Origin of the sequence: Parvimonas oralis (genome assembly GCF_047608425.1) — a bacterium.
GTDB lineage: Bacteria > Bacillota > Clostridia > Tissierellales > Peptoniphilaceae > Parvimonas.
The window spans coordinates 333,306-354,682 of sequence record NZ_JBLKRS010000001.1; the positions used below are offsets into that span (position 1 = coordinate 333,306).

The 21,377-nt window shown below is 28.4% G+C and carries 15 protein-coding genes; 13 read left to right on the forward strand and 2 right to left on the reverse strand.

Features of this window, described 5'->3' with window-relative positions; translation table 11 throughout:
* The first annotated feature begins 4 nt into the window (after positions 1–4).
* The 5 genes from ACMX2D_RS01730 (at position 5) to ACMX2D_RS01750 (ending at position 8,046) form a co-directional block, all read left to right on the forward strand.
* Positions 5–1,600, forward strand: a complete 1,596-nt coding sequence (locus ACMX2D_RS01730) for an NADH-ubiquinone oxidoreductase-F iron-sulfur binding region domain-containing protein (protein WP_414972499.1) — start codon at positions 5–7, stop codon at positions 1,598–1,600.
* 25 nt (positions 1,601–1,625) lie between these two features.
* A complete protein-coding gene (gene fdhF, locus ACMX2D_RS01735; protein WP_083814279.1) occupies positions 1,626–4,379 on the forward strand; it encodes a formate dehydrogenase subunit alpha in 2,754 nt (917 codons plus the stop codon).
* 142 nt (positions 4,380–4,521) lie between these two features.
* Complete coding sequence (locus tag ACMX2D_RS01740; RefSeq protein WP_009448255.1) at positions 4,522–5,205, forward strand: response regulator transcription factor; 684 nt, start codon at positions 4,522–4,524, stop codon at positions 5,203–5,205.
* Entirely contained in the window at positions 5,190–6,668 is a 1,479-nt protein-coding gene (locus ACMX2D_RS01745) for a sensor histidine kinase (protein ID WP_009448154.1), read from the forward strand. Before ACMX2D_RS01740 ends, ACMX2D_RS01745 begins: the two co-directional genes overlap by 16 nt.
* Positions 6,658–8,046 carry a hypothetical protein gene (locus tag ACMX2D_RS01750; RefSeq protein WP_414970820.1) on the forward strand — a complete coding sequence of 463 codons (1,389 nt, stop codon included), beginning with the start codon at positions 6,658–6,660 and terminating at the stop codon, positions 8,044–8,046. The genes ACMX2D_RS01745 and ACMX2D_RS01750 overlap by 11 nt, the downstream gene beginning before the upstream one ends.
* A 53-nt stretch (positions 8,047–8,099) precedes the next feature.
* On the opposite strand, the gene ACMX2D_RS01755 is transcribed toward ACMX2D_RS01750, so the two are convergent.
* Positions 8,100–9,032 carry a selenium metabolism-associated LysR family transcriptional regulator gene (locus tag ACMX2D_RS01755; RefSeq protein ID WP_009447702.1) on the reverse strand — a complete coding sequence of 311 codons (933 nt, stop codon included), beginning with the start codon at positions 9,030–9,032 and terminating at the stop codon, positions 8,100–8,102.
* 221 nt (positions 9,033–9,253) lie between these two features.
* Between ACMX2D_RS01755 and glyA the strand changes: the two genes are divergently transcribed.
* Positions 9,254–10,492, forward strand: a complete 1,239-nt coding sequence (glyA, locus tag ACMX2D_RS01760; RefSeq protein ID WP_009447807.1) for a serine hydroxymethyltransferase — start codon at positions 9,254–9,256, stop codon at positions 10,490–10,492.
* A 45-nt stretch (positions 10,493–10,537) separates the two neighbouring features.
* On the opposite strand, the gene ACMX2D_RS01765 is transcribed toward glyA, so the two are convergent.
* Positions 10,538–12,298, reverse strand: a complete 1,761-nt coding sequence (locus ACMX2D_RS01765) for a glycerophosphodiester phosphodiesterase family protein (RefSeq protein ID WP_414972501.1) — start codon at positions 12,296–12,298, stop codon at positions 10,538–10,540.
* Positions 12,299–12,409: 111 nt separating this feature from the next.
* Here ACMX2D_RS01765 and ACMX2D_RS01770 point away from each other — a divergent pair, with 111 nt between their 5' ends.
* From ACMX2D_RS01770 to purN, 7 genes are all read left to right on the forward strand, one after another.
* Positions 12,410–12,928: a class I SAM-dependent methyltransferase gene (locus ACMX2D_RS01770; RefSeq protein WP_414972503.1), complete on the forward strand. Its 519-nt coding sequence runs from the start codon at positions 12,410–12,412 to the stop codon at positions 12,926–12,928.
* Between the two features lie 285 nt (positions 12,929–13,213).
* Positions 13,214–13,891 (forward strand): phosphoribosylaminoimidazolesuccinocarboxamide synthase, encoded by a 678-nt coding sequence (locus ACMX2D_RS01775; RefSeq protein WP_414970817.1) that lies wholly within the window; start codon positions 13,214–13,216, stop codon positions 13,889–13,891.
* Positions 13,892–14,007: 116 nt separating this feature from the next.
* Entirely contained in the window at positions 14,008–14,487 is a 480-nt protein-coding gene (gene purE / locus ACMX2D_RS01780; RefSeq protein ID WP_009447968.1) for a 5-(carboxyamino)imidazole ribonucleotide mutase, read from the forward strand.
* Between the two features lie 15 nt (positions 14,488–14,502).
* Entirely contained in the window at positions 14,503–15,528 is a 1,026-nt protein-coding gene (gene purM, locus ACMX2D_RS01785) for a phosphoribosylformylglycinamidine cyclo-ligase (RefSeq protein WP_414972505.1), read from the forward strand.
* 17 nt (positions 15,529–15,545) lie between these two features.
* Positions 15,546–19,214, forward strand: coding sequence for a phosphoribosylformylglycinamidine synthase (locus tag ACMX2D_RS01790; protein WP_414972506.1), 3,669 nt, complete (start codon positions 15,546–15,548; stop codon positions 19,212–19,214).
* Between the two features lie 74 nt (positions 19,215–19,288).
* The gene (purF, locus tag ACMX2D_RS01795) at positions 19,289–20,734 is read left to right on the forward strand and encodes an amidophosphoribosyltransferase (RefSeq protein ID WP_414972508.1); all 1,446 of its coding nucleotides are present in this window, start codon (positions 19,289–19,291) and stop codon (positions 20,732–20,734) included.
* Between the two features lie 18 nt (positions 20,735–20,752).
* A complete protein-coding gene (gene purN / locus ACMX2D_RS01800) occupies positions 20,753–21,376 on the forward strand; it encodes a phosphoribosylglycinamide formyltransferase (protein WP_009448059.1) in 624 nt (207 codons plus the stop codon).
* The last annotated feature ends 1 nt before the right edge of the window (position 21,377 follow it).

Here is a 21,377-nt window from a genome sequence, read left to right on the forward strand (position 1 = left end):
TTTTATGATAAAAACTAAAGTTGATTTTAAAGTGCTTGATTCTATCAAAGAAGAAAACTATCCTCTATTAATTGAAAGGTTAAAACAAGAACCTGATAAGTACATAATTGACGAAAATGGAATTCGTCTAAAAGGAGAGTTTTTTGAAAAGCAAACTAGAATAGCTTTAAAAAATTTTGGAATTGTTGATGCACATAGTGTTGACGAATATGTTGCATTAGGTGGGTATTACGCTTTGGCTAAAGTAATAAGTGGTCTTACTCCTGAAGATGTAGTTAATGAAATGAAAAATTCAGGACTTAGAGGACGTGGTGGTGCAGGTTTCCCAACAGGAAGAAAATGGGAAGGTGCTATGCAACAACCTGCAGGACAAAAATATGTAGTATGTAATGCGGATGAAGGAGATCCGGGTGCATTTATGGATAGATCCATACTTGAGGGAGATCCACATTCTGTATTAGAAGGAATGGCTATCTGTGGTTATGCGATTGGAGCTGATAGAGGTTTTATTTACGTTAGAGCTGAATATCCAAAGGCTGTTATAAATTTAAGAGAAGCAATTAAAAAAGCAGAAGAAAAAAATCTTCTTGGTAATCATATAATGGGAACTGATTTTAGTTTCCATGTAGAATTAAGACTTGGTGCAGGAGCATTTGTTTGTGGAGAAGGTACTGCTTTAATAGAATCTATTGAAGGTAAACGTGGAATGCCAAGAACTAAAGTTTATAGAACAACAGTTAAAGGTCTTTTCCAAAAACCTACTGTTTTAAATAATGTTGAAACTTTTGCAAATGTTCCGCAAATTATGTATAAAGGGTCAGATTGGTATAGATCAATAGGAACTGAAGACAGTTCAGGAACTAAAGTATTTGCTCTTGTAGGTAAGGTTGCTAATGCCGGTCTTGTAGAAGTTCCAATGGGAACAACTATAAACGAAATAGTATATAATATCGGTGGTGGTACCGGTAATGATAAAAAAGTAAAAGCCGTTCAAACTGGTGGTCCATCAGGTGGATGTATTCCAACTGATTGCTTTGATACTCCTGTAGATTTTGGTTCTCTTGCTAGAATTGGATCTATTATGGGTTCAGGTGGTATGGTTGTTATGGATGAGACTGACTGTATGGTTGACATCGCTAGATTTTTCTTAGACTTTACTGTTGAAGAATCTTGTGGTAAATGTGTTCCTTGTAGAGAGGGTACAAAGAGAATGTTGGAACTATTGGAAAAAATAACTGCCGGTAAAGGTGAAGATGGTGATATTGAAAGATTGGAAGATCTTTCAGAAACTATTACTGTTGCATCTCTTTGTGGTCTTGGACAAACTGCAGCAAATCCTGTTGTTAGTACACTTCATTATTTCAGAAATGAATATGAAGCTCATATTTATGATAAGAAGTGTCCGGCAGGTGTTTGTCAATCACTTCTTGAGTTCTTTATTACAGATAAGTGCGTTGGATGTACTAAATGTGCTAAAGCTTGTCCGGTTGATTGTATTACCGGAGTTCAAAAGGAATTACATGTTATTGACCCATCTAAATGTATTAAATGTGGATCTTGTGAAGCTGCATGTCCAGTTAATGCTATAATTAGAAGATAGGTTCCGGAGGTTTATTATGGCTAATATGATTAATTTAACTATAAATGGCAAAAATGTTAGTGTTGAAAAGGGAACTACTATCATTGAAGCCGCTAAGAAAGTTGGAATTGATATTCCAAACTTATGTTATGAAAAAAGCCTTACCGCCTTTGCTGGATGTAGAATGTGTGTTGTTGAAATAGAAGGAAGTAGAAAGTTAGAAACTGCATGCTCCACACTTGTAAAAGAAGGTATGGTTGTAAATACTGAAAGTGACAAATTAACAAAAATAAGAAGAAATATTTTAGATTTATTGTTCTCTAATCACCCAAGTGATTGTTTAACTTGTGATATGGTTGGTAACTGTAAATTACAAGAATATTGTTATAGATATGGAATGAAAAAAGGTACTTGGATTGGTGAAGTTCAAAATCATAAAATTGATGATAACAATCCAGTTATGATTAGAGATCAAAATAAATGTATCTTATGTGGTAAATGTGTTAGAGTTTGTCAAGATGTTCAAGTTACAGGGGCTATTGACTTTGTAGATAGAGGTTTTGAAGCTCATATCGGTACTCATAAGAATTTAGATTTAAGTACTGATAATTGTAGATTCTGCGGACAATGTATAAGCGTATGTCCAACAGGTGCCTTACTCAATAAACAATTAATGGGAACTAGACCTTGGGAAGTTAAAAAAGTTAGAACAACTTGTCCTTTCTGTGGTACAGGTTGTAATTTTGATTTAAATGTAAATGTTAAAACGGGAAAAGTTATTGGTGTTACACCAAATGAAGATTCTCCAATTAATGGAACTCAACTTTGTGTAAAAGGACGTTTCCATGCTGATTTAATTAACAGTCCGGGTAGACTTACAGAGCCATTGATTAAGAAAAATGGTGTATTTGAAAAAGCTACTTGGGAAGAAGCATTAGATTTGGTTGTTTCTAAATTAAAAGAAACTAAAGAAAATTTTGGACCAGATTCAATTGCAGGTTTAAGTTCAGCAAGAACTTGTAATGAAGATAACTTTGCTTTTCAAAAAATGATGCGTGTTGCTATTGGTACAAACAATGTTGACCACTGTGCTAGAACCTGACATGCTCCTACAGTTGCAGGTCTTGCAACAACATTAGGTTCAGGAGCTATGACAAACTCTGTTAATGAAGTTTTTAAAACAGATTTAATGTTTGTAATAGGTTCAAATACAACTGAAGCTCATCCGATAATTGGAAATAAGATGCAACAAGCTCATAGACAAGGTAAAAAACTAATAGTAGTAGATCCTAGAAAAACTGAAATAGCAAGGGAAGCGGATTTACATCTTTCATTAAAATCCGGAACTGATGCTGCATTAATTAACGGTATTATGAATATAATAATTACTGAAGGATTATATTCAAAAGAATATGTTGAAAATAAAGTAGAAAGATTTGAGGAAGTTAAAGAACTTGTTTCAAAATATACTCCGGAGCTTGTAAGTAAAATTACTACAGTTCCTGTTGAACAAATTTATGAAGCTGCAAGAACATATGCTTCAGCTGAAAGAGCTGGTATATTCTATACTTTAGGTATTACTGAGCATACAACAGGTACTTCAAATGTAATGAATCTTTCTAATTTAGCTTTGCTATGTGGAAATATAGGTATTGAAGGTGGCGGTATTAATCCGCTTCGTGGACAAAATAACGTTCAAGGAGCTTGTGATATGGCTGCATTACCAAATTATTTCCCTGGTTATCATAAAGTATTGGAAGAAGAAAATGTTAAACTTTTTGAACAACATTGGGATTGTAAACTAAATAGAAAAATGGGACTTAGAATTCCGGAAATGCTTGATGGAGCTGCAGAAGGTTCAGTAAAAGCTATGTATATTATGGGAGAAGATCCCGTACTTTCAGACCCAGATGCAAATCATGTTAAACATGCTTTAAGTAATTTAGATTTCTTAGTAGTTCAAGATATTAATTTAACTGAAACTGCAAAACTTGCAGATGTTGTTTTACCTGCTACTTGTTATGCAGAAAAAGATGGTACATTTACGGCATCTGAAAGAAGAGTTCAAAGAGTTAGAAAAGCTGTCGAAGCGCCTGGACAAGCAAGATTGGATTGGGCTATATTGGCAGATGTTTCTAAAAGACTTGGCGGTAAAGGCTTTGATTGGGAAACATCAGAAGATGTTTTCGATGAAATAAGAAAATGTATGCCTACTTATAGAGGAATTACTTATGATAAGATAGAAAAATTGAATGGAGTTCAGTGGCCATGTCCTACAGCAGAACATCCGGGAACAAAATATCTTCATGAAGGTAAATTTACAAGAGGCGATAAAGCTCTTATGGTACCTGTTGAGTATGAGGGACCAAAGGAATTAGAAAATGAAGAATATCCAATAATTTTATCAACGGGAAGAACTTTGTATCATTATAATGTAATGACAAGATATTCAGATGCTCTTGATGGAATTCTTCCACATGAGTTAATCGAAATTTCTGCAGAGGATGCTAAAAAACACGGTCTAGAAGATGGAGATTTTATGAGAGTTACTTCTAGAAGAGGTAGTGTAGTTGGTAGAGCTAAGATTACTGAAAAAGTAAAACCTGGATTAATTTATATGACATTCCACTTTGCTGAAACACCAGTTAACCAATTGACAAGTGCTCATTATGACCCTATAACAAAAACAGCTGAATATAAAGTAACAGCTGTAAATATTAAGAAAGTTAATAAACTTGATAAAGGATTAGAGAGTGAAAAATTTGTTGACTTAAATGAATTAGTTGATGAAATAGTTTAATGAGAAAATATTTTATACTTAGATTGGAAAGTTAAAACACTTTCCAATCTTTTTGTTTGCAATTTTATTTTTATTCTTGAAACTTATCTTAATTTAATATATACTATTAGTAGTTTATTTATTAGTATTTAAGGAGGAAAAGATGAGTAAAATATTATTAGTTGAAGATGAAGAAAATATTAGATTATTTACAAAAATAAATTTGGAAAGAGAAGGTTTTGAAGTTTTAGAAGCAGGAACTGGAGAATTAGGAGTTGAACTTGCATTAAAATATAATCCTCAGGTTGTTATTCTAGATGTAATGTTACCTGGAATAGATGGTTTTGAAGTTTGTAAAATTCTTAGAGAAAAACTTCCTAAAATTGGAATAATAATGCTTACTGCAAAGACACAAGATGTTGATAGAATTAATGGTCTTGAAAGTGGAACAGATGATTATTTAAGTAAACCATTTAACCCTGTAGAACTTATATTGAGAATAAAGTCTTTGATTAGACGTTTAGATTCAATTCAAAACAATAGTGATTTAATTAATATATATCCTTTTAAATTAGATTTGTATTCTAAAAATTTTTATAAAGAAGGAAAAGAAATTGAGCTTACACCAACAGAGCTTACAATTATAACAATTTTTATGTCAAATCCAGGAAGAGCTTTTTCAAGAAATGAACTTTTAAATATGACATGGGGAGAAGAGTTTGATGGAGATATTAAAATTGTAGATGTTAATATAAGAAGACTTAGAGCTAAAATTGAAGACAATTCAAGTAAACCAAAGTATATTGAAACAGTTTGGGGGACTGGATATAGATGGAATTCAAACTAGAGTATGATAAATTAGTTGAAAAATTTAAAGATGTTAAAGATTTTATATTGAAAAAATCCTTAAGAACAAGAATTATGATTCAATTTTTATTAGTAATTCTTTTAATTGTAGTATTTTTTGAAATTTTTCTGATATTTACTATAAAAAATTATTATTATTCAGGAGTAACAGGTGTAATCCAAAGCCAAGCAAAATATAGTGCAAAACTTTATGAAACTTATTTAGCTAATTCAAGTCTTTCTGAACTTGTTTTGGATGATATAGAAGAATTTTATAGTGAAGTAAATTCGGAAGTGCAAATTTTAAATAATTCAGGTAAAGTATTATTGGATACTGTTAATGGGAATCATGTAGGTAAAGTATTGTCTTCAAGTGATGTTATTTCAGCTAAAAATGGTAGTAATGGATCCTATGTGTATAAAAATTCTATTTCAAATAAAAATGAATTGGCCGTATCTATTCCTCTTAATAATGGAAATGAACAAGTTGGAATTGCTAGATTTATAATATCTTTGGAAAATATTGATAGAATTATTGCACAGAGATATCTAGTATTTTTCCTATTTGGTTTTTTTGTGATTGTAATAGGTGTGAGTATTAGTATTTTTATGAATACTAAGATTGTTAATCCTATAGAAAAGCTTACTAATGTTGCATTAAAATTAGCAGATGGACAGCTAAATGAGAAAGCTGATGAAGTAGGAGATTATGAAATTTCTAAGCTAGGAAGTACTATGAATTTAATGAGTGAGAATTTAGTAAAGAAAGAACAATTAAAGAAAGATTTTATTTCAAGTATTTCTCATGAATTAAGGACTCCACTTACTGTAATAAAGGGCTGGGCATTTACACTTCAACCGGAGGCTAAAGGAAATAAACTTTTGGAAGATGGATTAAGTATTATAGAAAAAGAAAGTGACAGATTAGGTAATATGGTAACAGAACTTTTAGATTTTTCAGAGCTTAGTAGTGGAAGACTTATAATGAATAAGGAACTTTTTGATCTCAATGAACTTGGAATTTTTATAAATAAACAATTAATGCCAAAATCTAGTTCCAAAAAAATTGATATGATTTTAAATTATGATGAAACTAAAAGAGTAATGGTAATTGCTGATAGAGATAGAATTAAACAAGTATTTATCAACATTTTAGATAATGCTTTAAAATTTACTGATGAAGGTGGAGTTGTTTTAACTGATATAAAAATTGAAGATGATATAGCTGTTGTTGAAGTAATAGATAATGGTTGTGGAATTTCAGAAGATGAAATCTCGTTAGTTACGGGTAAATTTTATAAAGGCTCTAATAGTAATTCACATACAGGCCTTGGATTGTCTATTTGTGAAGAAATTGTAAAAGCTCATAATGGAAATTTAATTATAAGAAGTGTTCTAGAAAAAGGTACTGTAGTTAGAGTTGAACTCCCACTTGAAAAAGGAGAACTTAAAAATGAGATATAAGAAATTAATATTTAGTAGTATTGGTATTAGTTTATTCTGTTTGACAATTTTACTATTTTTTGTATTAAGAGGTAATTTTTTTAGATATACTGATATAAATTCAATGATTTCAGAACCAAAAGCGAATTCATTGTTAGTATCGGGAACATGGCAATTGACTTCTATAACATCATTAAGCGATGGTAGCGAGTCTAAAATAACAGATGATAAATTATATATAAATAAAGAAATAATTTATTTTGAAAAAACAAAAACAACGAATCCTAAATTTAAATTTAGACAAGTAAATTTTAAAAATTATTTATTATATAATGGAGTCGTAACTGATAAGATTAACATTGATTCTGAGGACGTAATCGTAGTTTCAATAAGAGATGAAAGAAATTTTTATAAAGAATTTATAATTATTAACAAAAATAAAATTGCTACAATTCATAATAAAAAATACTATATGTATGAAAAAATTTCAGATGATGTTGATAAAAATAATATTGGTGAACTAAATTCTAATGACAATTCACAAAATTCAAAAAAAGATATTAGTTTTCTAATAGGAGTAAAAAGTGTAGGAACAAAAGATGTTGATTATGAAACTTTTCTATTTAGAAAAAACGGAGATGAAAAACCAACATTTAACAAGATAGAGGGACTTTTTATAAACAATAAGAATAAATTTTTTCTTGTAAATTCAACAAATGATGGGATTTATGTCAGTAATGACTATATAAATAATTCTAATAGAATTGAGTTAGCTATAAAAAATGCAACAATCAATTTTTTGAGTAAAAATTATATTAGTCTTGAATCATATAATTCGGAGACAAATAAAAAAAATTATTCAATATATAAAATTGATGGACTATCAGATGAAAAGCAAATATCGATTAAAGATATTGCTGGAGATAGAGGAGAAAAAGCGTATTTTAATAATATAAGAAAACTTGGATATTCAAGTGATAACATTAATTTGTATGATATGAAAAATTTTGGCGTTAAAAGAAGTAATTTTAACTGGATTTTTAAAGGAATATTGAGTAATTATTCACATGATAATTTTGTGTCGAGTGAAATTGATTTAGACTTAATTCCAAATGTTGACATCTTTTCTAATAAATCTAGCAAAATTTCTAAATTGAAAGTTAAAGAAAAAGTTCAAAATGTATTAGATTATTTTGTTTCTCCAGATGAGAATCTAATAGTAATTTTAACAGCAGATGATATTTCTATGTATGAAATAAAAAATCAGGATATAGGAACATTACCAATTTTTACAGTTAGTTTAAAAAATAGAAGAGAAGTAGTTACTTTTCAATGGACTAATTCAATTAGTAGTGAATTGACATATACAGAGTTTTTGAAGATTAAACAAATAAATTAGCGTAACAAAAAATCTCTATGAAAACCATAGAGATTTTTTATTATCAAATATATTTATATTAAATTAATATCTAATTCTTTTTTTAATTCATTAATTTCATCCATCATAAAATCTTTAAATATTTTATTTATATTTGAAAATTGTAAATTTTTATTATAAACAAAATAAAATTTTCTATTTAGATAAAGATTTTTTATGTTTAGTATTTTTACTTTATCTTTAAAAGGAGATATATTTAACATTCTTTGGGAGATAAAGCCACTTCCTACTCCTTTTGTAATAAGTTCTAAAATAGTATTAGTATCATGTATAGTTGCAACACTGTTAGAAATGACATTCAATGAGTTATTTCTTTTTAACTCATCTTCAACTATTTGTCTAGTACCTGAGCCAATTTCTCTGAGTAAAATTTTATCATTACTTAAATCTTCAATATTAATAACTGAATAGTTTTTTAAGTCGGGATATGCATCTTTATTAACAACATATACAATGTGATCATCCATAATTTGAGTATAAATCAATTTAGGATTAGATATTTTTAGTCCTACAATACCAAAATCTGTTTCTCCAACTAGAATACTATCAATAACGGTTCTAGAATCATCATTACTAATATTAAAAGAAATATCAGGAAATAAATTTGAGAATTTTTCAATTAAATTTGGTAATATGATTTTTCTAGGAACGGAAGAAACACAAATATTTAAAGTTCCTTTTAAATTTTGAGAATATATGTCTAAATCTCTTATAATTTCATCATAAGAAGCCAAAATATTTAAAGCATGTTTGTATACAATACTTCCTGCTTGAGTTAAAGTAACACTTCTTCTTGTTCTGACAAAAAGAGAAGTGTTAAGTTCAGATTCAAGAGCTTGTATATGATTTGTAACAGATGGCTGAGTTATATATAACACATCAGCAGTTTTCGTAAAAGATTTTGTTTTTACAATAGTTATAAATGTTTCTAATTGTTTAAAGTCCATAAAATCCTCCAAATATGTATAAATCTAACTATAAAATGTATATTTTATATATTTTTTTATATTATAACATTTTTTTAACAAAAAGTAAATATAAATAAAATATTATAAATTTAAAATGATTTAAACGAGAAGAATTTTTTTAACAATTATGCCTATATTAGAAAACATATTGACTAAATATTTAAAATATGATAATATATTTGTGATAGGGGGTATTAGAAATGTTTTCAAATGATAATATAAGAAAAGTTGATCCAGCTATAGCTGAAGTGATTGACAAAGAATTAGAAAGACAAAATAGTCATATTGAATTGATAGCTTCTGAAAACTGGGTAAATGATGCCGTTTTAGAAGCAGCTGGCAGTATATTAACTAATAAGTATGCTGAAGGATATCCTGGAAAGAGATATTATGGTGGCTGTGAAGTAGTAGATGAAGCAGAAAAATTAGCTATTGAAAGAGTTAAAGAACTTTATGGTTGTGAGTATGCAAACGTTCAACCTCATTCAGGTTCACAAGCTAACTTCGCTGTATTTTTTGCAGTTTTAAAACCTGGTGATACTTATATGGGTATGAACTTAAATCATGGTGGCCATTTAACACATGGAAATCCTATTAATTTCTCAGGTAATATTTATAATCCAGTACCTTATGAAGTTGATGAAAATGGATTTATCGATTATGATGAAGTTTTAAGAATTGCTAAAGAATGTAAGCCTAAAATGATAATTGCAGGTGCTTCTGCCTATGCAAGAAAAATAGATTTTAAGAAATTTAGAGAAATTTGTGATGAAGTAGGAGCAGTATTAATGGTTGATATGGCTCATATTGCCGGTTTAGTTGCTGCAGGATTACATGAATCTCCAATTCCTTATGCTGATGTAGTTACTTCTACAACTCATAAGACATTAAGAGGACCAAGGGGTGGTCTTATTTTAGCAAGTGCTGCTGCAAATGAAAAGTTTAATTTCAATAGAGCTGTATTTCCGGGATCACAAGGTGGACCATTATTACACATAATTGCTGCTAAAGCTATTGCTTTCAAACAAGCTTTAGAACCTGATTTTAAAAAATATCAAGAACAAGTTTTGAAAAATGCTCAAGCATTAGCAAAAGGATTGATGGACAGAGGAATTAAACTTGTATCTAATGGTACAGATAACCACTTAATGTTAGTTGATTTAAGAGATTGTGATATGAGTGGTAAGGAAGTTGAAAAAGCATTGGATTCAGTTCATATTACTTGTAATAAAAATACAATTCCAAATGATCCTAGATCACCATTTGTTACAAGTGGTATAAGACTTGGAACTCCTGCTATCACTACTAGAGGATTTAAAGAAGAAGAAATGGATTTAGTAGCTGAAGCAATTGCAGAAGTTATAAAGAATGGAGAAGAAGGAAAAGCGAAGGCATTAAGAATAGTTGAAGATTTAACTAAGAAGATACCTTTAAAATAGTTATTTAAATTTAAAAAAACGTCAGTAAAATATGCTGACGTTTTTTTATGGAACTAAAGAAAATATTTTATTAATTATTATTTGCTCAAAATTAAAATTATTTTTTTCTAATTCCAAAATTTCTTTAGAAAGAGAAACTTCATCAGTTATTATTCCATCTGCACCACTCGTGAATGCTTTTACAATTTCATCATTAGTATTTGTAGTCCATATATAAACTCTCTTACCATTTTTTTGTATTTTTCTTATCATTTCATTTGTAACAATTTCTTTTTCAATACAGAAAAAATCAACAAATTTTGCATTGTAAAAATTACCATAACTAAAAGCTAATATTAGTCCTGTTGAAATACTAGGCTCTATATCTTTAATTTCTTGTAAGGCTTTTGGAGATAAGGAAGAAACAATTACATCATATGGTTTATCCTTAATTAATTTTGCTACTTCTTGAGCTAATATTTTCTCGTTGTTTTTAAATGGTTTTAATTCTATATTTAATTTTATTTTTCCTGAAGTTTTTTCAAGCACAGTTTTTAAATCGATAAATTTATATTCTTTAGAATTTTTTTCATCAATTATTTTGTAATTTTTTAATTCTTCAAAATTTAAATTTTCGATATTAACTTTTTTTCCTGTAAGTCTTTTTAAATTATGATCATGTGATAAAACAACTACATTGTCTTTCGTCAATACTACGTCTATTTCAGCAAATTCAGCTCCATTATGAATAGCTTCATTTATAGATTCTAATGTGTTTTCAGCAGAATTTTTTGTGCTTCCTCTGTGGGCCATAATATCCGGCTTTAGATTCCTGAAAGTATGGTAGAATTTTATTTCTTCATTTGAATTTCTATATTTACTAAAAATTCCGGCAAAAATTAAAAATACCATTACAAGTGCCACTTTTAATTTAATTTTGTTTGCAGGATAAATATTTTTAGATAATTCTATATTACTAGAAGAATTAAAATAAAATTTTGATAAATCGTAAAAAGTAATAAAATTTGATAATACATTTGTAAAAACTTTTAAAAATGTTGCAATACATAAATAAGCAATTATTCCGGCATTACTTAATGTTTTATTATTTGTATGCATATAAAATATTAGTATTATTGAAATTAAACATATAAATTTTATAATTTGAATTAGTAAATTCTTTATTCCTAATATAATTAATACTTTTATACTTTTAAAAATATTCTTTCTAATCCTACTAAAACTTATCTTTATACTTTCAAAAAAATTTTTATCTTCTAAAAAAAATATATGGTAAATAAATAATAAAAGTATTGAAAAAACAATTGCTAATAGTATTACTATAATAAAAAATATTATTCCTGCAGTTGAATTTAAAATATAATCTGTAACAAAATTAGGAAGTTTTATTCCTTTGTGAATTGAAGTTGATACAGGTATGTTTATGGACACCAATATTAGAATCAAATAATTTTGTATATAACTTATTTTTGATTTTATTTGTTTATATGAATTATTAAAAATTTCTAAAATTGAAACTTCATTATCTAGTCTTATTTGATTTGCAGTAAATATAAAACTACTTACTTCAAATAATTTAACTATAGAAAATGAGAAAATAATTATTAAAACAGACCATATTTTTGCCGGAGATTTTGCGAAAATACTAGGACTTTCTATATAGAAAAAGCCAAATTTAGTTAATTTTAAAATATATGAAAAAAATTCTTTTGCAAAAGGTAATAAAATAACAATAAAAGCAAGTTGATATAATAAGTCAAAAACTAATAAATTTCTAAAACTTTTCTTTTTTAACAGTTTAAACATATTATCTCCTTTCTAAAAAATATATAGATAATAATACCATAAATAGAGATAATTATAAAGTAAATAATGTTTTAAGAATTTATTTATGGTATAATTGATTTGGAGGATGTTATGAGAATTAATTTAAAAAAAGAATTAAAAGGTGATATTTTAGATATTGGTGGTGGAAGAGAAGGAATAATAGGACGTCTATATACCAATCAGGTTATTTCAATAGACAATAGAAAAGAAGAGCTTGATGAAGCTCCTGATTTTTGTAATAAAATTTTGATGGATGCTACCAATTTAAATTTTAAAGAAAATTCATTTGATGTTGTAACATTTTTTTATTCATTGATGTATATGAATGAAGAAACTAAGAAAAAAGCTATATTTGAATCCTTCCGTGTATTAAAAACAGGTGGTATTTTATGTATATGGGATACAGAGATAGAAAATATTTATCCTAAACCATTTTTAGTTGAATTGGATATTCGTTTTGAAAATAATGAAGTTCATACAACTTATGGAGTAATAAGAAATGAAATACAAACGATTGATATGATAAAAAATCATGCAAAAGAATGTGGATTTAAACTAATTTTATCTGAATTTGAAGAAAGTATATTTTATTTAAAGTATTATAAATAATAAATTATGTAGAACAATTTATAATAAAAATATTTTTAAAAAATCATATTGACAAAATAGATTTTTCTTGCTATCATTTAGTTGTAAGTTAATTATGATAACTTAAATGAAATAAAATTAATGAGAGAAAGAGTATCTAGGGTTCCGAATCTATTTGCTGGTCCGAGCGATACGAATACTTTTTAAGTATTACACCTAAGGGAGAAAAGCCCAGGAGGTAGGTTTCGCTTGAAGCCTACTTGCTGGGCTTATTTATTTCTTATGTTTAATTTTAGGAGGTATTTTATGGAAAAAATTTACACTGGAAAGACAAAAGATATTTACAAGAGCGAAGATGGAAATTACGTTTTAAAGTTTAAGGATGATGTTACAGGAGAAAATGGAGTATTTGATCCTGGTGCTAACACTGTTGGTTTATCAATTGAAGGTGTAGGACATGAAGGTTTAAAGATTACTAAATTTTTCTTTGAAATTTTAAAGGAAAAGGGAATTAGAACTCATTATATAGATTGTGATTTAAAAGAGAATACTATGACCGTAAAACCTTGCAAAGTTTTTGGTAAAGGTATAGAGGTAATTTGTAGATTTAAAGCTGTAGGAAGTTTTATAAGAAGATATGGTTTATATGCAAAACCTAATGATGATTTAGATACTTATGTTGAAATTACATTAAAAGATGATGAAAGATGTGATCCTTTAATTACTAAGGATGCACTTGTTATGTTAAATATATTAACTGAAAAGGAATATGAAGACTTAGTAGCACTTACTAAAGAAATTTGTACTATTATTAGAGATGTTTTAAAAGAAAAGGGACTTACTTTATACGATATTAAGTTGGAATTTGGTAAAGTTGATGGAGAAGTTGTATTAATTGACGAAATATCTGGTGGCAATATGAGAGTCTATAATGGAGATAAAATTGTTGCACCAACTGATTTATATTCTTTTTTGCTTAAATAATCATAGCCGGAGAATATTCCGGCTTTTTATATTGTGAAACTACAAGGCTTTTAGATGCCAACCAGGTGATAAGAATTGAGAAAGGGATTAATATTTAAAATAATTTGGAGGTAATTATGAAAGTGGCAGTTATTATGGGCAGTATTTCTGATAAAGATATTGCTAAAAAAACTTGTGATATTTTAAAAAAATTTGGGATAGAATATGATGCAAGAGTTATCTCTGCTCATCGTTCTTTAGAATTTGCAATAGATTTTGTTAATAAAATGGAAGAAAATAAGATTGAATTAATTATAGCATTTGCAGGTAAAGCAGCTCACCTAGCAGGTGTTTTAGCTGGAATTTCAACGGCACCTGTTATAGGTGTTCCAGTTAAAGCTTCAACACTTGATGGATTAGATGCTCTACTTTCAACTGTTCAAATGCCTAAAGGAGTGCCTGTTGCAACTGTAGCAATAGATGGAGCTGAAAACGCCGGTATTTTAGCAACACAAATTTTATCATTAAAATATGATGAGTTAAAAGTTAAACTTAAAGAATATAAGCTTGAGATGAAAGAACAAGTAAAAAAAATGGATAATGATTTAGATATATAAATGGAGGATATTTTAATGGCATTAACATATAAATCTGCAGGAGTAAATAAACATGAAGGATATAATGAAGTAAATTTAATAAAAAAATTTATAAAAAATACTTATACAGAAGGTGTTCTTTCTGATTTAGGCGGCTTTTCAGGACTTTTTGAACTTGGAAAAGATTTTAAAAATCCTGTTTTGGTTTCTGGAACTGACGGAGTTGGAACGAAAGTAAAATTAGCTCAAATGATGGATGTTCATAATACAGTTGGAATAGATTGTGTTGCAATGTGTGTTAATGATATTTTATGTCAAGGTGCTAAACCTTTATTCTTCTTAGATTATATTGCTACCGGAAAACTTGTTGCAGAAAAAATGGCAAGTATTGTTGAAGGTGTTGCAGAAGGATGTATTCAATCAGGAAGTGCTTTAATTGGCGGAGAAACTGCTGAGATGCCAGGAATATATAAAGAAGAAGATTATGATATTGCAGGTTTCTGTGTAGGTGTTGTCGAAAAAGATAAAATAATTGATGGTAAGAAAAATGTAAAAAAAGGAAATGTTATTTTAGCATTACCATCTTCAGGGGTTCATAGTAACGGTTTTTCTTTAGTCAGAAAGATAATTTTTGATTGTAAAAACTTTTCATTAAACGATATGATAGAAACAGGAAAAACTTTAGGGGAAGAACTTTTGACTCCAACTAAAATTTATGCGAAATCAATAGTTAATTTGTTAGAAAAATTTAAGGTAAATGGTCTTTGTCATATAACAGGTGGAGGAATTTATGAAAATGTACCAAGAGTTTTAGGTGATGATGTTGATGCTAAAATTATAGAAAAAAATATTCCTCAAAAAGAAATTTTTTCACTTCTTCAAAGATGGGGAGAAATTTCAAAAGAAGAAATGTATGGAACTTTTAATATGGGGATAGGTATGTTAATCTTTGTAGAAAGAGAAGATGTTGAAGGAATAAAAGACTTATTTAAAGAAATGAATGAGGAAATTTACGAAGTTGGAGAAGTTGTAGAAGGAAATTCTAAAGTAATTTTATGTTAGTAAATTTTGGAGGAATTATGGATAAGAGAATTTTTGTTAAGAAGAGGGATGGATATAATAAGGAAGCTTTAGATCTTAAATACAATTTAAATATTGAATATAATTTAGGAATAAAAGATTTAGAGCTTTATATTATATATGACATTTACAATATCAATGAAAAAACTTATGAATTAGCTAAAAATTCAGTTTTTTCAGAAGTAATGATTGATGAAGTAGTTGAAGACATAATACTACAAGATGGAAGATATTTTGCTTATGAAACATTACCTGCTCAATATGATCAAAGAGCTGATAGTGCAGTTCAATGTGTATCTCTTTTAGATAACAATTCAAAAATTACTGTAAGAAGCGGAAAACTTATAATTTTTGATAGAGTTTTAAATCAAGATGAAATGGATAAAGTAAAAAAATATTTGGTTAATCCTATTGAATCAAGAGTTAAAGATATGAATATTTTGAGTTTTTCAATGAGTTCAGAAATGAAAAAAATGAAAGACTTAAAAGGCTTTTCTTCTTTTTCAAAAGATGAATTAATTGATTTAAAAAAAGAAATGTCTCTAGCGATGAATATTGAGGATTTAATTTTCATTCAAGATTATTTTAGGAATGAAGGAAGAATACCTACTGAAACTGAAATCTACGTTTTAGACTGCTATTGGAGTGATCATTGTAGACATACAACTTTTGAAACTGTGTTAGATGATATTAAAATTGAATCTAAGCTTTTCCAAAAAGAAATGCAAAATGCTTTTGATATTTATTTAAATGTTAGAAAAGAATTAAATATTACTAAGCCTATAACTCTAATGGATATGGCAAGTATATTCGGTAAATATCATAAAAGAGTATTAAATGATCAAAATATAGAGGTTAGTGAAGAAATTAATGCTTGTTCATTTTTTACTGATATTGAAAATAATGGAGAAACAGAAAAATGGTTAATTCAATTTAAAAACGAAACACATAATCACCCTACAGAGATTGAACCTTTTGGTGGAGCGAGTACTTGTGTTGGAGGAGCAATTAGAGATCCATTGTCCGGAAGAAGTTATGTTTATCAAGCAATGAGAGTAACAGGTTGTGGTAATATTTTACAAAAAAGAGAAGAAACTTTGAAGCATAAATTACCTCAAGTTGATATTTCTACAAAAGCCACAAGTGGCTACTCATCTTATGGTAATCAAATTGGACTTGCAACAACTTATGTAAAGGAACTCTATGATGACTCTTATGTTGCTAAACATATGGAAGTTGGAGCAGTTGTTGGAGCTGTTAAATACGGAGATTTCAAAAGAGAAACTCCTGTTAAAGATGATATTGTAATCTTAATTGGAGGAAGAACAGGTAGAGACGGTATTCAAGGAGCAAGCGGTTCAAGTTTAATTCATACAAATGATTCTCTTGAAACAGCATCAAGTCAAGTGCAAAAAGGAAATGCCATTGAAGAGAGAAAAATTCAAAGATTATTTAGAAAACCTGAAGTTACAAAATTGATTAAAAAATGTAATGATTTTGGTGCTGGTGGTGTTTGTGTTGCAATCGGAGAATTATCTGATGGAATTGAAATTCATTTAGATAAAGTTTTATTGAAATATGAAGGGTTAAATCCGACAGAAATTGCCACAAGTGAGTCACAAGAACGTATGGCAACTGTAATATCACCAAATGATTATGAAATTTTTATAAAAGAATGTGAAAAAGAAAATATAGAATATTCTAAAGTAGCAACTATAACCGATAGAAGAAGACTAGAGATGTATTATTATGATGATAAGGTTATGGATTTAAGCGCAGACTTTTTGGCAACAAGTGGAGTAAGACAACACTCAAAAGCATTATTATGCGATAATAATGGAAGCAATCCTTTTGAAAATAAGCTTATTTCTAAAGAAAATGTATTAAATGAATTATCATCATTAAATGTAGCTTGTCAAAAAGGAATTGCTCAAAGGTTTGATGCTTCAATAGGTGCAACAACCGTATTAATGCCCTTCTCAGGTAAAAATCAATTAACTCCTGTTCAAGCTGGTATTCAGGCATTACCTACAATTCATTCAACAAGTGATACAGCTACAATTTTGAGTTATGGATTTATTCCAAAGATATCTCATTACTCACCATTCTTATCAGCTATTTATGCTGTTTTAGAATCTGTTGCCAAAGTTTATGCTGTTGGTGGAGATAAAAGTAATTTATATTTTTCTTTCCAAGAATATTTTGAAAAACTTGGAAAAGACAGTAAAAAATGGGGAAAAGTTACTCAAAGCTTACTCGGAACTATCTATGCTCAAAATGAGATAGGATGTCCAAGTATCGGAGGAAAAGATAGTATGTCTGGAACATTTAACGAATTAAATGTCGTTGAAACATTGATATCTTTTGCATGTACTCCTGTTAAAATTAAGAATGTAATTTCTCCAGAATTAAAAACAATTGGAAATTATATATATTATGTTCCTATTGTAAAAAATTCGAAAGGATATCCTGAAATTAAGGAAACATTAAAAAGCTATGAACTAATAAATGAACTTATAAAATCAGGTAAAATTTTATCAGCATATGTTCAGGAAGAAGGTAGTGTAGTAAGTTCTCTAGTAAAAATGGCAGTTGGAAATGGTTTAGGTTTTACAGTTAATAAGGAAAATATTTTAAATTTTGATCCTGCATCAATTGTTGTAGAATCAAATTGTGAATTACCTTTTGAAAAAATTGGAATGGTTAGTGAAGAAATATCTATAAATGGAATTAAATTTGATTATGATGAAATATATAATGCATATACAAAAACATTAGATAAAATCTATCCTTTATATCAAAATTTAGACTGTGGAAATTGTGAAAATTTATCTAATTATAAAATTGAAAAAAAATATTTTAAAGAATATATTGAAAATGTAAATGTCTTAATTCCTGTATTTCCTGGAACTAATTGTGAATATGACGTAGAAAAAGCATTTATTGACGTAGGTGCTACAACAAAAACTGTTATATTTAGAAACAAAAAGGAAGATGATATTGAAAAATCAATTGATGAATTAGTAAATGGAATAAAAGATGCACACATTATTATGATACCAGGCGGATTTTCAAGTGGAGATGAGCCTGATGGAAGTGCAAAGTTCATAGTAAATGTTTTAAAAAACGAAAAAGTTAAAGATGCAATTCATAAACATTTAGATGATAAAAAATTAATTTTAGGTATTTGTAACGGATTTCAAGCATTAATTAAGTCAGGACTTATACCTTACGGAAGAATAAAGTCTTTAACTGAAGATGACTTAACATTATATAGGAATGACAGCTATCATCATATTTCAACAAGTGCTATAACTCGTGTTGCAAATTTAAATTCTCCTTGGACTCAAGATTTTGAAATTGGACAATTGCATGAAATTATGTTTAGTCATGGTGAAGGAAAACTTGTTGGAAACAATATTGAGAAATTTAAGGATTTATGTGCCTTCCAATACTGTGATTTTGAAGGTAATGCAAGTAGCAATGGAAAATTTAATCCTAATGGTTCACTATATGCCATTGAAGGTATGATTAGTGAAGACGGATTGGTTTTAGGAAAAATGGGACATAGTGAGCGTTATGGAACCGGTTTATATAAAAATAAAACTATAAAAGAAATTCAAAATATATTTGAAAATGGTGTAAACTATTTTAAAGGAAATAAATAATATATATTAGCATAAAATCAATATTTTTATATAAAAATATTGATAATAAAAAAGATTTTTAAGGAGAATAACAAGTGCGTGGAATAAATGAAGAATGTGGAGTTTTTGGTGTCTGGAATCATAAAGATGCTTCAAAGTTAACATATTTTGGACTTCATAGTTTACAACATCGAGGACAAGAAGGGGCAGGAATAATTAGTTCTGATGGAGAAAAATTATATAGTTATAGGAATTTAGGATTGGTTTCTGAAGTTTTTAAAGATAAAGAGCTTTTATATAGCTTAGTTGGGACATCTGCGATAGGACATGTAAGATATGCAACAGCGGGAGATAATAGTGTAAGAAATGTTCAACCATTTCTATTTGATTTTTATGATATGAGTGTTGCTATTTGTCATAATGGAAATTTAGTAAACGCTAAGAGCTTGAGAGTAGAGTTAGAAAAAAAAGGAGCAATTTTTCATTCTTCATCAGATACTGAAGTGTTAATTCACTTAATCAGAAGGAGTAAAAAAGAATCTTTCGAAGAAAAACTAAAAGAAAGTTTGAGTAAAATTAAAGGTGGTTTTACTTATTTAGTTCTAGTTAAGGATACTTTATATGGAGCAGTTGATCCAAATTCTTTAAGACCTCTAGTTATTGGTAAAACAGAAAATGGAACTTATGTTATGACGAGCGAAACTTGTGCTATTGATAATATTGGTATTGAATTTGTCTGTAATGTAAAAGCAGGACAATTGGCTATTATAAATAAAGATGGTCTTAGAATAGAAAATTACACTACTCCTGATAGAATTTCAATTGCTGCTATGGAATATGTTTATTTTGCAAGACCGGATTCTAATATTGCAGGAATTAATGTTCATACTGCAAGAAAAAATACAGGAAGAACTCTTGCAAGAGAATGCCCTGCAGATGCAGATATAGTTGTTGGTGTACCTAATTCTTCACTTTCTGCAGCAAGTGGATTTGCAGAAGAAAGTGGTTTGCCTTATGAAATGGGATTGATTAAAAATCAATATATTGCAAGAACTTTTATTCAGCCTACTCAGGAGCTTAGAGAGCAAGGTGTAAGAATGAAATTATCTGCGGTTAAAGGGGTTGTTAAAGGAAAAAGAGTTGTTATGGTTGATGATTCAATAGTTAGAGGTACAACATGTAAAAGAATTGTTAAACTTTTAAAAGATGCAGGAGCATCTGAAGTTCATGTTAGAATTGCATCTCCTCCTTTTGCATTTCCTAGTTTTTATGGAATAGATATTTCTACTTCAAGAGAACTTATTGCAGCTAATAAAACATTGGAAGAAATAAAAGAAATAATAGGAGCTGATTCATTAGGGTATTTGAGTGAGCAAGGACTTGTAGATTCAATAGGTCTTAAATTTGATGCTCCATATAATGGATTATGTATGGATTGCTTTAATGGAGACTATCCTGCAGGATTGTACGATTATGAAGAGGATTTTAATAATTCTTTAACTGATATTCAAAGAAGAATTTTAGAAAGAAAAAATAAATAATTTAAGGAAAGGTAAATTATGTTGAATATAGCTGTTTTTATTTCCGGTGGAGGAACAAATTTACAAGCCATAATTGATGCTGTCAAAGAAAATAAAATTAATGGAAAGATAAAATTGGTTTTTTCAAACAGAAAAAATGCTTATGGGCTAATAAGAGCACAAAGTGAAAGTATCTATACATTTTATTTGAATAGAAAGAACTTTTTTAGTAATGAAGAATATGATGAAAGAATACTTGAAGAGCTAGAAATAAATAACATTGATTTGATTGTACTTGCAGGTTATTTGAATATTTTATCTTCAAAGTTGGTTTCAAAGTATTCAAATAGAATTATAAATATTCATCCATCTTTGATTCCTTCTTTTTGCGGAGACGGATTTTATGGAGAAAATGTTCATAAGGCAGTTATAAAATCAGGTGTTAAATTTACCGGAGCTACAACACATTTTGTTGATGAAAATGTAGACACCGGAGCTATAATATTGCAAGATGTTGTTCCGGTTTTTATAAATGATGACTTTGAAACTGTTGCTAAAAGGGTTTTAGAAATAGAACATGAAATATTGGTGAAGACAGTAAAGGCATTTTGTGATAATAAGATTGTTTTTAAAGATAATAGAGCATTCATAGTGGAGGAATAAG